Origin of the sequence: Ideonella livida, assembly GCF_010499455.1 — a bacterium.
Lineage (GTDB): Bacteria > Pseudomonadota > Gammaproteobacteria > Burkholderiales > Burkholderiaceae_C > Ideonella > Ideonella livida.
This window is the reverse complement of sequence record NZ_JAAGOH010000039.1, coordinates 23,293-37,349: the sequence shown is the minus strand read 5'-3', so window position 1 is coordinate 37,349 and position 14,057 is coordinate 23,293. Positions and strand designations below refer to the sequence as shown.

12 protein-coding genes and 1 pseudogene are annotated in these 14,057 nt (G+C 71.9%); 5 read left to right on the top strand and 8 right to left on the bottom strand.

The genetic code is table 11. The features are described from left to right. Nucleotides 1–284 (top strand): annotated as a pseudogene (locus tag G3A44_RS20470) (hypothetical protein); the annotation flags it as partial. Between the two features lie 7 nt (nucleotides 285–291). Then, nucleotides 292–1,230 (top strand): FkbM family methyltransferase, encoded by a 939-nt coding sequence (locus tag G3A44_RS20465; protein WP_163459610.1) that lies wholly within the window; start codon nucleotides 292–294, stop codon nucleotides 1,228–1,230. Between the two features lie 4 nt (nucleotides 1,231–1,234). Here the strand turns inward: G3A44_RS20465 and modC are convergent, their stop codons facing one another. Genes modC through modA form a run of 3 tightly spaced genes read right to left on the bottom strand, consistent with a single transcriptional unit; the run spans nucleotide 1,235 to nucleotide 3,833 of the window. Continuing rightward, nucleotides 1,235–2,320 (bottom strand): molybdenum ABC transporter ATP-binding protein, encoded by a 1,086-nt coding sequence (gene modC, locus G3A44_RS20460; protein ID WP_163459609.1) that lies wholly within the window; start codon nucleotides 2,318–2,320, stop codon nucleotides 1,235–1,237. Nucleotides 2,321–2,324: 4 nt separating this feature from the next. Beyond that, the gene (modB, locus tag G3A44_RS20455) at nucleotides 2,325–3,008 is read right to left on the bottom strand and encodes a molybdate ABC transporter permease subunit (protein WP_163459608.1); all 684 of its coding nucleotides are present in this window, start codon (nucleotides 3,006–3,008) and stop codon (nucleotides 2,325–2,327) included. Between the two features lie 48 nt (nucleotides 3,009–3,056). Further along, on the bottom strand, nucleotides 3,057–3,833 hold the full coding sequence (modA, locus tag G3A44_RS20450) for a molybdate ABC transporter substrate-binding protein (protein WP_163459607.1): 777 nt from the start codon (nucleotides 3,831–3,833) through the stop codon (nucleotides 3,057–3,059). Between the two features lie 69 nt (nucleotides 3,834–3,902). Here modA and G3A44_RS20445 point away from each other — a divergent pair, with 69 nt between their 5' ends. From G3A44_RS20445 to G3A44_RS20435, 3 genes are all read left to right on the top strand, one after another. After that, entirely contained in the window at nucleotides 3,903–4,289 is a 387-nt protein-coding gene (locus tag G3A44_RS20445) for a hypothetical protein (RefSeq protein WP_163459606.1), read from the top strand. Between the two features lie 123 nt (nucleotides 4,290–4,412). Continuing rightward, a complete protein-coding gene (locus G3A44_RS20440) occupies nucleotides 4,413–5,732 on the top strand; it encodes a M16 family metallopeptidase (RefSeq protein ID WP_259373023.1) in 1,320 nt (439 codons plus the stop codon). A 163-nt stretch (nucleotides 5,733–5,895) separates the two neighbouring features. Further along, the gene (locus tag G3A44_RS20435) at nucleotides 5,896–6,945 is read left to right on the top strand and encodes a zinc ribbon domain-containing protein (protein WP_163459605.1); all 1,050 of its coding nucleotides are present in this window, start codon (nucleotides 5,896–5,898) and stop codon (nucleotides 6,943–6,945) included. On the opposite strand, the gene G3A44_RS20430 is transcribed toward G3A44_RS20435, so the two are convergent. The 5 genes from G3A44_RS20430 to G3A44_RS20410 form a co-directional block, all read right to left on the bottom strand. Continuing rightward, nucleotides 6,925–7,863: an SGNH/GDSL hydrolase family protein gene (locus G3A44_RS20430; protein ID WP_163459604.1), complete on the bottom strand. Its 939-nt coding sequence runs from the start codon at nucleotides 7,861–7,863 to the stop codon at nucleotides 6,925–6,927. The two genes, G3A44_RS20435 and G3A44_RS20430, sit on opposite strands and share 21 nt — an antisense overlap. Nucleotides 7,864–7,901: 38 nt before the next feature. Then, on the bottom strand, nucleotides 7,902–8,666 hold the full coding sequence (locus G3A44_RS20425; protein WP_163459603.1) for an enoyl-CoA hydratase-related protein: 765 nt from the start codon (nucleotides 8,664–8,666) through the stop codon (nucleotides 7,902–7,904). Between the two features lie 86 nt (nucleotides 8,667–8,752). Further along, on the bottom strand, nucleotides 8,753–10,213 hold the full coding sequence (locus G3A44_RS20420; protein ID WP_163459602.1) for an aldehyde dehydrogenase family protein: 1,461 nt from the start codon (nucleotides 10,211–10,213) through the stop codon (nucleotides 8,753–8,755). Between the two features lie 183 nt (nucleotides 10,214–10,396). Continuing rightward, entirely contained in the window at nucleotides 10,397–11,626 is a 1,230-nt protein-coding gene (locus G3A44_RS20415) for an acetyl-CoA C-acyltransferase (protein ID WP_163459601.1), read from the bottom strand. 27 nt (nucleotides 11,627–11,653) lie between these two features. After that, nucleotides 11,654–14,056, bottom strand: coding sequence for a 3-hydroxyacyl-CoA dehydrogenase NAD-binding domain-containing protein (locus G3A44_RS20410; RefSeq protein WP_163459600.1), 2,403 nt, complete (start codon nucleotides 14,054–14,056; stop codon nucleotides 11,654–11,656). Nucleotide 14,057 lies beyond the last annotated feature (1 nt).

Here is a 14,057-nt window from a genome sequence, read left to right as displayed (position 1 = left end):
GCCCGCCCCGCCAGGGCGGTGATCGCCCCGCCCGCGCTGACCGGCCCGAACGGGGCGAGCGCACCGACCGCGGCCCGCGCCGCGACGGCGGCGCCCCGGACCGCCGTGGCGAGCCGCGCGGCGACCGGCCGCCCCGCCGCGACGACCGCGAACCGCGCAGCGGCGAACGCCGTGACGACCGCGGAGGCGACAACCGCCCCCGCAGCGTGAGCCAGCAGACCGCCACCCCCTCGGCCATGGCCAGCGCCCTGGCCGCCGCCCTGGCCGCCAAGTCCAAGGGCTGACCGCGCGGTGCGCGGGCCCGGCCTGCCCTCCCCGCGCCTGCAGCGCACGCTGCAGGGCCTCACCCGTCTGCCCGCCTGGCTGGACCCGCTCAAGGCTCCGCTGGTGGCGGGTGGGTTGGCGTTGCAGGAATGGGGCCCGCTGCGCCCCGACCCGGCCAGTCCGGTGCACTGCGAGGCCGGCTTCGCGCTGGCCGGCGGCCCCCGGGCCGGCATGCTCAACCGTATCGTGGCCTACCGCGGCCTGTTCGAGCCCGGGCTCACCCGCTTCATCCAGGCGCAGGTGCAGGCCGGCGATGTGGCGGTGGACCTGGGGGCCAACGCCGGCTACTTCAGCCTGCTGCTGGCGCGGCAGGTCGGTCCGCAGGGCCGGGTGCTGGCGGTGGAGGCTGCGCCGGGCAATGTGCGCCGGCTGCAGGCCAATCTGGCGGCCAACCCCGCCCTGTCACCCCAGGTGCAGCTGGTGCATGCCGCGGTGACCGATGCTGAGGGCGCGCGCGGCGGCAGCTGCGCCTTTCATGTGCATGCCCGCAACGACATGCACTGCCGCCTGGCCCCGCCCAGCCGCCGCGAGCTGGACGGCTGGCTCATGGGTCAGCGCCACTGGCGCACGGTGCAGGTGCCGGCCCGCCAATTGGGTGAGCTGCTGGGCCCGCTGGCGCCCCAGGTGAGTTTCCTCAAGCTCGACATTGAAGGGGCCGAGCACCGCGTGCTGCCCGAGCTGCTGGACCTCTGCACCCACCCGCGCCTGACCCTGGCGCTGGAGCTCAAGGCCCCGCACCACCACCGCGCCCTGGGGCTGCTGGAGGCCGCTGGCCTGCAGCTGCACGACCTGGGCAACGACTACCGCTGGCTGCTCAACCGCCGTCCGGCCCCTGCCCTGCGCCCCCTGAGCTACGCCCAGGCGCAGGCCCGGCGCTTCATGCTGGACGTGGTGGCCCGGCGCTGAGGCCTCAGCGCATCAGCGCCACCGACTTGACCTGCGCCCAGACCGGCTGGCCCACGGCAATGCCCAGCTCGGCCGCCGCGCGGCGGGTCAGCCGGGCCACCAGGTGGCTGTTCCCCAGGCGCAGGCGCACCAGGGCCAGGCCGGGATGCTCGTCCTGCGCCAGCTCCACCACCTGGGCCGGCAGCAGGTTCTGGATGCTGCTGGCGCCCGGTGGATGGCGGGCCAGGCTCACGTCACGGGCCAGCACCCGCACCCGCACCCGCTGGCCCAGGGTGGCACCCGGGTCGCGGGTCCAGAGTTGGCCGCCGTCAAAGGCCACGCGCACCAGGTGCCACTCCGGGTCCAGCGCGTCCACCACCGCCTCCACCACCGCGCCCTGCTCCTCGCCCAGGCGCAGGTCCAGCCGGCTCAGGGTGTCAGCCACCGGTCCGGACTGCACCACGCGCCCCTGTTCCAGCAACACCACATGGTCGGCCAGGCGCGCCATTTCCTGTGGCGCATGGGTGACGTAGAGCATGGGGATGTCCAACTCACGGTGCAGGCGCTCCAGGTAGGGCAGGATCTCCTCCTTGCGGCGCTGGTCCAGCGCGGCCAGTGGTTCGTCCAGCAGCATCAGGCGGGGGCAGACGGCCAGGGCGCGGGCGATGCCCACGCGCTGGCGCTCGCCGCCGGACAGCCGGTCGGGCCGACGCTCCAGCAGGTGGCCGATGCCCAGCAGGCCGATGGCCTGCTCCAGCCGCTGCGTGGCCTGCGGGCTGCCGTCCAGGCCGCTGCGGCGCAGGCCGTAGCGCAGGTTGCCCAGCACGCTGAGGTGAGCGAACAGGCTGGCCTCCTGGAACACATAGCCAATGGGCCGGCGATGGGGCGGCACCCACAGCCGCCCGTCTTGCCAGGTCTGGCCTTGCACCACCAGCCGGCCCTGGGCCGGTCGCTCCAGGCCGGCGATGCAGCGCAGCAGCGTGGTCTTGCCAGAACCGGACGGGCCGAACAGGGCCGTGACGCCCTGTCCCGGCAGGGTGAGGTCCACGTCAAGCGAAAACCCCGGCCAGGACAGGCCAAACCGCGCCAAGAGGGGGCCCGGGGCTGTCATGGCCTCAGCCCCGCACACGACGGCCGGGCCGCCACGCGTAAAGCGCCAGCAGCACCACGAAGGAAAACAGCAGCAGCACGCCGGAGAGATGATGGGCCTGAGCGTAGTCCAGCGCCTCCACATGGTCGTAGATCTGGACCGAGGCCACGCGGGTCTGCCCGGGCAGGTTGCCGCCAATCATCAGCACCACGCCGAACTCGCCCACGGTGTGGGCGAAGGTGAGCGTGGCCGCGGTCAGAAAGCCGGGCAGGGCCAGGGGCACGGCCACGGTGAAGAAGGCGTCCAGCGGCGAAGCCCGCAGGGTGGCGGCCACCTCCAGCGGCCGGTCACCCACCGCCTCGAAGGCCGCCTGCAGCGGCTGCACCATGAAGGGCAGCGAATACAGCACCGAGGCGACCACCAGGCCCCAGAAGGTGAAGGGCAGCGGGGCCAACCCCAGGTCCTGCACCACGCGGCCCACCGGCCCCTGCGGCCCCAGGGCCAGCAGCAGGTAGAAGCCCAGCACCGACGGTGGCAGCACCAGCGGCAGGGCCACCACCGCGCCCACCACACCCTTCCAGCGGGCACGGCTGCGGGCCAGCCACCAAGCGATGGGCGTGCCCAGCACCAGCAGGATCAGGGTGACGGTGCCCGCCAGCCGGGCGGTGAGCCACAGGGCCTGCAGGTCGGCGGGACTGAGTGCGGGCATGGCGGAGGCAACGCGGCAGGCGTCAGGACACGGTGGCGGGCGGCACGCTCAACGGGCGGCTTCGCCCGGCAGCGCAAAGCCGTATTTCAGCATCAGGCCACGGGCCACGGGCGTCTGCATGAACTCGGCCAAGCGGACCGCCAACGGATGGTCCTGCCCACGCCGCGTGATGATGAAACCCTGCGCCAGGGGACTGTGCAGCGCCTCGGGCACCAGGGCATGGCCGCCGCGGGCCTGCAGCTCGGGATGGAGCGCCAGGGACTGGGCGATCACGCCCACCTGGGCATTGCCCGTCTGCACAAACTGTGCGGCCTGGGCGATGTTCTCGCCGTAGACCAGCTTGGGGGCCACCTGTTCCCACACGCCGGCAGCGCGCAGCGCCTCCTCGGCGCGCTGGCCATATGGCGCGTGGCGCGGATTGGCGATGGCCACACGCGTGATCGAAGGATCGGCCAGGCTGGCCAAGGTCATGCCGCGGGCATCACGGGTGGCGCTCCACAGCACCAGCCGGCCCACGGCATAGGGCCGCACCGGCGAGGCCGCCAGGCCCGCGCGGGCCAGTGACTGCGGCAGCGCGATGTCGGCCGAGAAGAACAGGTCGTAGGGCGCCCCCTGCTGGATCTGGGTGTGAAACTTGCCCGAGGAGCCATAGACCACCGCCACCTCCGCCCCCGGCTGCCGGGCCTTGAAGGCCTCGACAACCTCCTCCATGGCGAACTTGAGGTCCGCCGCCGCGGCCACGGTGAGGGGGGCCGCCTGGGCGCAGACCCCCAGCAGCAGTGCCATGGCCCCCAAGGCCTGCAGGACCCGGCGCAGCAGTGTCATCGTCGGACGCTCCGGCGTATATCGCTATTTGACTGACACTATAGCGAGGCCTGTGGCCATACTTGTGCCATGCGCCAAGAACCCGTCCCGCCACCGTCCGGCGTGCCCCCCCGCCTGCTGAACCTGGCCTTTGACGCCGGCAGCGGCATCTGCCTGTGGGCCCCGCACGCCGGTCCCCACGACGCCGGCGCACTCGGCGAGGCCGTGGACCACCACGACCTGCCGCTGACTGCCAACACCCAGCGCCTGCTCGACCACCTGATCGCCTGGCACGACCTGTCGCTGGACTGGGACGCCCCGCCACAACCCGGCCCCGACTGGAGCACCGCCGAGGCCCGGCGCTTTGCCCACACCGCCCACCGCGCCCTGCAGCGCTTGGGCCATGAACTCCCGGCCGAGCGGTACCAGGTGCGGGCAGACCCGGCGTGGCTGGCATGGGACGCACCGCCCCCTTGACCACCACGGGTCTGCCCCACGGGCGGATGGGCGACACTGGCGCCTGTGGCGCCGGCATGGTATGCCGCGCCGCCCGACGCCCTCACCGCCCCCGCCCCTCCCTCTCCTCTGCCGCCACGCACCTTGTCGACCGATTCCGCCCTGCCCACCCTGCCCGCCCCCTGGCTCTCCACCCTGCCCAACGGCCTGCGCCTCGTGGGCCTGCCCCTGCCCTGGCGGCAGACGGTGGCACTCAGCGTCTTCGTGCGCACCGGCAGCCTGCATGAATCGACCCGTGAGAACGGCATCAGCCACGTGGTCGAGCACATGGCCTTCAAAGGCACGCCCACGCGCAACTGCCAGCAGCTCAACCTGGAGGCCGAGCGCCTGGGCGCCGAGGTCAACGCCCACACCGACAAGGACCACACCGCCTTCCACCTGGAAGGCTTGCCGCAGGACCTCCCGGCCTTTGTGGACCTGCTGGCCGACATCGTGCTGCACGGCACCTTCCCGGAGGACGAGCTGGAGCGCGAGCGACAGGTCATCCTGCATGAACTGACCGAGGTGCAGGAGGACCCCGCCGCCATGGCCTTCCAGGCCTTTGACCGCGCCTGCTACGGCCCGCAGCACCCTGCGGGCCGCCCCATCATCGGCCAACGCCGCAACATCGAGCGCTTCACCCGGGCCGAGCTGCAGCGCTACGTGGCCCGGCAGTACGGCGCCGGCCACACCGTGTTGGCGGTGGCCGGCCCGTTGAACGCCCGGCAATGGAAGGCCTTTGAGCGGGACGTGGCGAGCGCCTTTGGCGACATGCCCACGGGCCAGGCACCGCAGGTGCAAGCCCCCGCCTGGCACGGCGGCCTGAAGGTGCAGCGCCTGGCCGGCAGCTCCCAATGCCAGGTGGTGCTGGGCTTTGAGGCCCCGGCCCTGGCCGACGAGGCCCGCGGCGCCCCGGTGGCCGCCGATGTGCTGGCCGCCGCCCTGCTGGGCGAAGGCATGAGCTCCCCGCTGCTGGACGAGATCCGCGAACGCCGCGGCCTGGCCTACTACGTGGCCTGCTCGGCCGACGTGCTGCCCCTGACCGGCCAATTCATCATCGAAGCCGCCACCGGGGCCAAGGAGGCGCCGGAGTACCTGCAGGCCGTGGCCGAGTTGCTGGCGCGCCTGGCGCAGGACGGCCCCGCCGCCGTGGACCTGGAGCGTGCCCGCAGGCAGCTGTGGGTGCGCGCCCTGCGCGGCCTGGAGGCGCCCGCCCGCCGGCTCGAAGCGGCCGTGCAGGACCTGTTCATCTTCGGCCGCTTGCGCGATCCGCTGCAGGGACTGCAGCGCCTGCAGGAGGTGGACGCCCGGCAGGTGCAGGACGTCTTCCAGCGCCTGCTGTCGGGCCGGGCGGCCATCGCCCTGGCGGGCAGCGTGCCGCAGAAGGTCCGCGACCAGGCCACCGTGCGCTTCCGCCTGAGCTGAGGCCCTCCGGCGAACTGGGGGGGCTGAACTGGCACTTCTGCCCGCTGCGCTGCTGGCCTCACAAGTCCCCACCCGCCTCCTCTCCGACCACGCCCCCATCCACTACGTGCGCGCCCTGCTGCAGCCTTGAGCCACAGCCGGCGCCCCCACCGCGGAACCTGACATGCTGAAACTGCTGCGCTCGCCGGAACGCGCCTTCACCGGCCTGATGTGGGTGGTCTCCCTCGTGCTGGCCAGCTTCCTCATCGGCTTGGGCGGCCGGGTCATCGCCGACCTGCCGCGCCTGGAGAACCCGCTCACCTTGCAGCAATTCGCCGACGGCCCGCGCCTGGCCGGAGCCCGACAGGCCCAGCAGGACCTGCGAGCCCAGGCCGACGCCCTGGCCGAGGAAGAGCCCCAGGCCCGGCTGGCCTTGCAGGCCGCCGCCAACGCCACGCGCAGCGCCAGGTCCAGCTTTGAGCACTGGCTGGCCAACCGGCGCGCCAGTGGTGACCCCAGCACCGACCCCGAGCTGCTGCGCCGGACCCGCGAACTGGACGCCCTCAAAGCCACCGAACGCCAGGCCGAACAGCGCCTGGAAGCCGCCCGGCAGCGACAGCTCGACACCCAACAGGCCCAGGCACGCGCCGAGCGCCAGGAGGCCGACCTGCTGGCGCAGGCGCAAGGCCAGTACCAGCGTGCCCAACTCTGGCAGGAGCTGCGTGTCTTCGGGCTGCGGCTGGCCCTGGCCGGCCCCCTGCTGGCCGTGGCCGTCTGGCTGGTGCTGAGGAAGCGCGCCAGCCCCTACTGGCCCCTGCTGCGCGCGGTGGTCTTGACCGCCGTCTTCACCTTCTTTGTCGAACTGGTGCCCTACCTGCCCAGCTACGGCGGCTATGTGCGTTATGTGGCCGGCATCGTGCTCACCGCCCTGGCCGGCCACTGGGCCGTGCAGCGCATGCGCCGCTGGCTGGTGGAACGCGCCCAGGCCGAACAGCGCGGCGAGGCGGAGCGCCGCCAAGCCCTGACCCACGACGACGCCCTCAAGAAGATGGCCGCCCAGCTCTGCCCCGGCTGCGAGCGCCCCATCCTGACCACCGGCGAGGTGCCCCCCGACTTCTGCGTGCATTGCGGCCTGCGCCTGTTTGACCGCTGCGGCTGCGGCACCCGCAAGAACGTGTTCTTCCGGTATTGCCCGAGTTGTGGGCTGGGGGCGTCAACGCCTGGCGCGGCTTGACGCCGGGGCCCGCTCCTGCGCCCCACCGCAGGCAGCGCCCCACCCGGCCCCCGTCACCGCCTCTGCCAGTGCCTGCGCCCAGGCGGCGTAGCCGGTGGCACCGGGGTGGAAACCGTCGCGGGCCATCCAGTCGGGTGGCTGGGGGACAGGGGGTTTGCCTTCGGTGCGGGTGATGGCGGAGGTGACGGCGGGGCCTGGCAGACCGGCGGTTGCCGGAAGGACAGGCGGCGGCAGTTCCGGCAAGGGCAGGTGCTGGCGGCGGGGGGTACTGCTGAGGGGCAGGCGAGCCAGGTGGCGGCGCAGGGCATGGTCCAACCGACGGGCGTCACGCCCCAGCGCCCAGCGCAAAGGCTGGGGCAGCAGGGGGAAGCGGCCCATGGGTGGCAGGGCGCTGTGCAGCACGTGGCGAACGCCGGCGTGCTGGGCGGCCAGGGCACACAGGGCATCCAGTTCCGCCAAGAAGGCGGCCGGGCGGGTTTGGGCGACCACGTCGTTGACGCCCAGGGCGGTGACCAGGACGTCGGCCGGCTGCAGGCGGCCCGCCTGGACGGCGTTTTGCAGGGCGCGGCGGGCGTGGCTGGCGCGGTGGCCGGTGGTGGCGATGAGTTGCCAGGCCACGGGACCACCCAGGGCGGCAGCCAGTCGGCTGGCCAGGGGTTCGGCCAGGGCCTGGTGCTGGTGGTCCACGCCCACGCCGGCGGCGGAGGAGTCACCCACCACCAGCAGGCGCAGCAGGGGCGGCGTTTCCACGGCGGCGCTGGCCTGGGTGTCCTCCGGCACGGCCAGGCCGGCGCGGGGGCCGGCCGCCTCGGGCAGCACCAGGGCGTCGCGGCGCACCTGGCGCCCCTGAACCAACAGCCAGGGGGCCAGCAGGAGCTTGGGCAGCCAGGAGGCCGTGTCGCTCAGGGCGTGGAGCATGGCGTAGGCCGGGCCGGCGGTGGGTCGGGGTGCCGTGCTCAGCTGAACGACGAGAAGTCGGGCTTGCGCTTCTGGAAGAAGGCCTGGAAGGCCTCTGTGGCCTCGGGGCTGCGCAGGCGCTCAGAGAAGAGCTGGCTCTCGGTCAGGATGGTGTGCAGCAGCTGCTCCTTGTGCGGGGCGCGCATCAGGCGCTTGGCCTCGCGCACGGCCGCGGGCGGCAGCTGGTTGAAGCGCTCGGCCACGCGGCGGGCGTGGGCCACCACTTCGCCAGCGGGCAGCACGGCGTTGGCGATGCCGCATTCCACCGCCTCATCCGGGGTGAAGGGGTCGCCCAGCAGCAACTTCTCGGCGCCCTTGCGCAGGCCCATGAGTTGGGGCACCAGCAGGCTGGAGCCGAACTCGGGCACCAGGCCCAGGCCAACGAAAGGCATGGCCAGGCGGGCTTCGTCGCTGACGTAGACGAAGTCGCAGTGCAGCAGCAGCGTGGTGCCAATGCCCACGGCCGCGCCGGTGACGGCCGCCACCACGGGCTTGTCGCAGTCCATCAGCGCCTTCATGAACTGCAGCACGGGCGAGTCGCCCTGCAGCGCAGGGCGCTGCATGAAGTCCTCGATGTCGTTGCCGGAGCTGAAGATGCCGGGCTGGCCGGTGATGAGCACGGCGCGCACGGCCGGGTCGGCAGCCGCCGCGCGCAGGCCGTCCGCCAGGGCCGTGTACATGGCCTGGGTCAGGGCGTTCTTCTTCTCGGGGCGGGCGATTTCCAGGGTGGCCACGCCCTGGAGGGTGGCGGTCTTGATGCTCATGTCAGCAGGTCCTCGGCGTCTAAGGGAACAAGGGTAGCGGCTTGTCGTGTCAGTTGCTGGCGCAGGGATGACAGGGCGGACCGGGTTCAGCCCCCCAGGCGCATGACCAGCGCGGCCAGCCAGCCAGAGAGGGGACCGTGTGGCGGGCCCACATGGCGGGTCAGTGCCCAGCGGCTTTGGTGGAAGACGGGCTTGAAGTGCGAGAAGGTGCGAAAACCCGCCTCGCCGTGGTAGGCGCCCAGGCCGCTGGCGCCAATGCCGCCAAAGGGCAGGTTCTCCTGGCCGATGTGCAGCAGGGTGTCGCCCACGGTGACGCCTCCGCTGTGGGTGCGGGTCAGCACGGCCTCACGGGCGGCGGCGCTGGCGGTGAAGAGGTACAGCGCCAGCGGCCGGGGTCGGGCGTTGACCCAGGCGATGGCGCCCTCCAGCCCGTCCACCGCCACCACGGGCAACAGGGGGCCGAAGACCTCTTCCTGCATGACGCGGGTGTGGTCGGGAGCGTCCAGCAGCAGTGTGGGGCGCATCAGGCGCTCGGGCAGCGGGGTGGTGGACGGCGCGCCCAGGGGCACGGCACGGGCCCCGGCGGCCTCGGCCTCGTCCTGCCAGGCCTGCAGGCGCAACCACTGGGCAAGGTTGAGCACGCGGGTGTGCTCGGCGTGCCGGGCGGGGTCGGGCCAGAGGGTGTGGGCCTGGCGCTGGGCCTCGGCCACAAAGGCGTCCCGCAGGCGCAGATCGACCAGCACGGTGTCGGGGGCGATGCAGGTCTGTCCGGCGTTGACGAACTTGCCTGAGAGCAGGCGGTGGACCGCCTGCGGCAGGTCGGCATCGGCCAGCACGATGGCGGGGCTCTTGCCGCCCAGCTCCAGCGTGACGGGGGTGAGGTGGGCGCTGGCGGCGGCCATGACCCGGCGACCCACAGCCGTGGAGCCGGTGAACAGCAGGTGGTCAAAGGCCAGGGCGCTGAAGGCGGCGGCCACGTCGGGCCCACCCTGCACGGCCAGCACCTCATCGGGTGCAAAGCGGCGCGCCACGGCAGCAGCCAGTGCGGCCGAGAACTGCGGCACCTGCTCGGGCAGCTTGAGCATGACGCGGTTGCCGGCCACCAGCGCGTCGATCAGCGGGCCGACGGTGAGCAGCAGCGGGTAGTTCCACGGCGCCACCACACCCACCACGCCCAGGGGCTGGGGCCGCAGCTCGCAGCGGCCGGGAAGCGCCCACCAGTCCGCCCAGGGGCGGCGCGGGCGCATCCAGCGTCGGCCATGGCGCAGGGCGTGGCGCACCGCCTTGCGGGCGGGAAACAGCTCGTAGTTGGCGGTCTCGACCCGGCTGCGGCCGCCGTAGTCGGCGTCCAGCGCGGTGGCCAGGGCCTCGCCCTCCTCGCGCAGCAGGGCCTGCAGGCGGACCAGGCGGCCGGCCCGCTGCGGCCAGGCGGCGACGGGATCGGCGACGTAGGCGGCACGCTGGCGGGCCAGGGCTTCGGCCAGGGCACCCGGCGGGGCGTCGGGCCCGGCGGTGGCCAAGGTGGGGACTGCGGCAGGCACTTGCACCGGGGTCTCCAAGGTCCAGTCGGTTGGAGGGGGCCGCCCCGCGGGTGGCAGGGCGGCCCGGAGACAGGCGCCGAGCACAGGGCTGGCGCCTGGTTTCACGGGCCGGGTAGGCCCTTGAACCGGTGGGGTCACGGTGAGGAAGGCGCCCGGACGCGCGCACGCCGGCGCGGCCGGGCCCCGGTCTCACAGCGCCTCGAAGATCCCTGCAGCACCCTGGCCGGTGCCCACGCACATGGTCACCATGCCGTACTTCTGGCCGCGGCGGCGCAGGCCATGGAGGGTGGTGGCGGCGCGGATGGCGCCGGTGGCGCCCAGCGGGTGGCCCAGGGCAATGGCGCCGCCCAGCGGGTTGATCACTTCGGGGTTCAGGCCCAGGTCGCGGATGACGGCCAGAGACTGGGCGGCAAACGCCTCGTTCAGCTCGATCCAGCCCAGGTCGTCCTGCTTGAGGCCGGCGTAGCCCAGCGCGGCCGGGATGGCGGCGATGGGGCCGATGCCCATGATCTCGGGCGGCACACCGCGGCTGGCGAAGCTGACAAACCGGGCCAACGGCTTGAGGCCGAACTGCTTGACGGCCTTCTCAGACGCCAGGATCAGCGCGCCCGCGCCGTCGCTGGTTTGCGAGCTGTTGCCGGCGGTCACGCTGCCCATGCCGGTGGCCTTGCCCGTCGGGTCCTTGGGCGAGGCGAACACCGGGCGCAGCTTGCCCAGGCCTTCGAGGCTGGTGTCGGGGCGCGGGCCTTCGTCCAGGGTGATGACACGTTGGCTCAAGCTCACCTCGCCGGTGGCCAGGTTGGGCGTGCGCTCGGTGACGGTGACGGGGCAGATCTCGTCGGTGAACTCGCCGGCCAGCTGGGCAGCGATGGCCTTTTGGTGCGAGGCCAGGGCAAAGGCGTCTTGGTCTTCGCGGCTCACCTTCCACTGCTGGGCCACCTTCTCGGCGGTCAGGCCCATGCCGTAGGCGATGCCCACGTTCTCGTCCTTGGCGAACACCAGGGGGTTGAACGAGGGCTTGGTGCCGCCCATGGGCACCAGGCTCATGGACTCGGCGCCGCCGGCGATCATCACGTCGGCCTCACCCACGCGGATGCGGTCAGCGGCCATCTGGATGGCGGTCAGGCCCGAGGCGCAGAAGCGGTTGATGGTGACGCCACCCACGCCATTGGGCAGGCCGGCCAGGGCCACGGCGATGCGCGCCATGTTCATGCCCTGCTCGCCCTCGGGGAAGCTGCAGCCGATGATGGCGTCTTCAATGGCCGCCGGGTCCAGCGTGGGCACCTGCGCCAACGCGCTTTGCAGCGCGGCGATCAGCAGATCGTCCGAGCGGGTGTGGCGGAAATGGCCCCGGCCGGACTTGCCGATGGGGGTGCGGCTGGCCGCGACGATGTAGGCCTCTTGCACTTGCTTGCTCATGTCGGTGTTCCTTGGTGTGGAGGCCAATCAGTTGCGGACAGGTTTACCCGTTTGGAGCATGCCCATGATCCGTTCCTGGGTCTTGGGGTGGTCCAGCAGGCTGCAGAAGTGCTTGCGCTCCAGCGCCAGCAGGTAGTCCTCGGTCACCAGGGTGCCGGCGTCCAGATCACCGCCCGTCACCACGTCGGCGATCAGGCTGGCGATGTGAAAGTCGTGCTTGCTGATGAAGCCACCGTCACGCATGCCCACCAAAGAGGCCTGGATGGTGGCCTTGGCGTTGCGGCCGGCTACCGGGAACAGGGCTTTGGCCGGGGCGCGCCAGCCGGCGGCCGCCAGGGCCTTGGCCTGGCTGATGGCCACGAACAGCAGCTCGTCCTTGTGCGGCACCACGATGTCGCTGTCCAGCACGTAGCCCAGCTTGCGTGATTCGAGCGCGCTGGTGCCCACGGTGGCCATGGCAGCGGCCTGGAAGCCGTCCTTCAGGAAGGGCAGCAGGTCGGCGCCAGCCGGGGCGCGCTCAGCGGCACGGCGGGCGATGTAGGTCAGGCCGCCACCGCCGGGCAGCAGGCCCACGCCCACTTCCACCAGGCCCACATAACTTTCCATGGCGACCACACGCTGCGCGCAGTGCACCGCCAGCTCGCAGCCACCGCCCAGGGCAATGCCACGCACCGCCGCCACGGTGGGCACCGCCGCATAGCGCATGCGCAGCATCATGTCCTGCAGCTTCTTCTCTTCCGGCGCAATGCCCTTGCCGCCGTGCTTCATGAAGACGGGCATCAGGGCTTCGAGGTTGGCCCCGGCCGAGAACACATCATCGGGCGACCAGATCACCAGGCCCTGGTAGCCGGCCTCGGCAATGTCCAGGGCCTTGAGCAGGCCTTCGGTGACGGTGGGGCTGATCAGGTGCAGCTTGGCGGTGATGCTGGCGATGACGACTTCACCATCCAGGGTCCAGACGCGCACTTCGTCGTTCTTGAACAGCTCGGTGCCGCTCTTGAGCGGGTCCACCGCGCCGCTGCCCAGCACGCTCTCCGGGAAGTGCTGGCGGGCGTAGACGGGCAAGTTGCTGCGCGGCACGAAGGTGCTCTGGGCCGCGCTCCAGGAGCCGGCCGGGGTGTGCACGCCGCCGGCTTCAGCCACCGGGCCTTCAAACACCCAGGCGGGCAGCGGGGCGGCGCACAGGGCCTTGCCAGCGTCGATGTCGGCCTTGACCCACTCGGCCACCTGCAGCCAGCCGGCGTCTTGCCACAGCTCGAAGGGGCCTTGCTTCATGCCAAAGCCCCAGCGCATGGCGAAGTCCACCTCGCGGGCGGAGTCGGCGATGTCGGCCAAGTGCACGGCCACATAGTGGAAGGCGTCGCGCAGGATGGCCCACACGAACTGAGCCTGCGGGTTGCTGCTTTCGCGCAGCAGCTTCAGGCGCTCGGCGGCGGGCTTCTTGAGGATGCGCTCCACCAGCGGGTCAGCCGTCTTGCCGGCGGGCACGTAGCTGGCGGTGGCCGGGTCCAGGCGCAGGATGGCCTTGCCTTCCTTCTTGTAGAAGCCGGCGCCCACCTTCTGGCCCAGCGCGCCCTTCTCGATCAGCGCGGCCAGCACCGGCGGGGTGCCATAGCTGGGGTAGAAGGGGTCGTTGGCCTGCTCGGGGCCCAGGTTGTCCTGCAGCGTCTTGATGACGTGGGCCATGGTGTCCAGGCCCACGACATCGGCGGTGCGGAAGGTGCCGCTGCTGGCGCGGCCCAGCTTCTTGCCGGTCAGGTCGTCCACCACGTCCACGCTCAGGCCAAACTGGCTGGCCTCATGGATGGTGGCCAGCATGCCGGCGATGCCCACGCGGTTGGCGATGAAGTTGGGCGTGTCCTTGGCGCGCACCACACCCTTACCGAGCGTGGTGGTGACGAAGGCTTCCAGCTGGTCCAGCACCAGCGGCTGCGTGGCCGGGGTGGCGATCAACTCCACCAGGGCCATGTAGCGCGGCGGGTTGAAGAAGTGGATGCCGCAAAAGCGCGGCTTGATGTCTTCCGGCAGCACCGCGCCCAGCTTGGAGATGCTCAGGCCCGAGGTGTTGGACGCCACGATGGCGTGCGGCGCAATGAACGGCGCCACCCGGGTGTAGAGGTCCAGCTTCCAGTCCATGCGCTCGGCAATGGCCTCGATCACCAGATCGCAGTCCTTGAGCAGGTCCAGGTGCTCTTCGTAATTGGCCGGCTGGATGCGCGCGGCCAGCTCGGGCGTGCCCAGCGGCGCGGGCTTGAGCTTCTTGAGGTTCTCGATGGCCTTGAGCGCGATGGCGCTCTTGGGGCCCTCTTTGGAATTGGGCAGGTCAAACAGCACCACCGGCACGTTGACGTTGACCAGGTGGGCGGCGATTTGCGCGCCCATCACGCCGGCGCCGAGCACGGCGACCTTGCGGACATTGAATCGACTCATG

Excerpts from the sequence above, each read along its gene's own strand:
- modC (WP_163459609.1), bottom strand. The coding sequence starts at position 2,320 with ATGACAGCCCCGGGCCCCCTCTTGGCGCGGTTTGGCCTGTCCTGGCCG.
- modB (WP_163459608.1), bottom strand. The coding sequence starts at position 3,008 with ATGCCCGCACTCAGTCCCGCCGACCTGCAGGCCCTGTGGCTCACCGCC.
- modA (WP_163459607.1), bottom strand. The coding sequence starts at position 3,833 with ATGACACTGCTGCGCCGGGTCCTGCAGGCCTTGGGGGCCATGGCACTG.
- G3A44_RS20445 (WP_163459606.1), top strand. The coding sequence starts at position 3,903 with ATGCGCCAAGAACCCGTCCCGCCACCGTCCGGCGTGCCCCCCCGCCTG.
- G3A44_RS20435 (WP_163459605.1), top strand. The coding sequence starts at position 5,896 with ATGCTGAAACTGCTGCGCTCGCCGGAACGCGCCTTCACCGGCCTGATG.
- G3A44_RS20430 (WP_163459604.1), bottom strand. The coding sequence starts at position 7,863 with ATGCTCCACGCCCTGAGCGACACGGCCTCCTGGCTGCCCAAGCTCCTG.
- G3A44_RS20425 (WP_163459603.1), bottom strand. The coding sequence starts at position 8,666 with ATGAGCATCAAGACCGCCACCCTCCAGGGCGTGGCCACCCTGGAAATC.
- G3A44_RS20415 (WP_163459601.1), bottom strand. The coding sequence starts at position 11,626 with ATGAGCAAGCAAGTGCAAGAGGCCTACATCGTCGCGGCCAGCCGCACC.
- G3A44_RS20410 (WP_163459600.1), bottom strand. The coding sequence starts at position 14,056 with ATGAGTCGATTCAATGTCCGCAAGGTCGCCGTGCTCGGCGCCGGCGTG.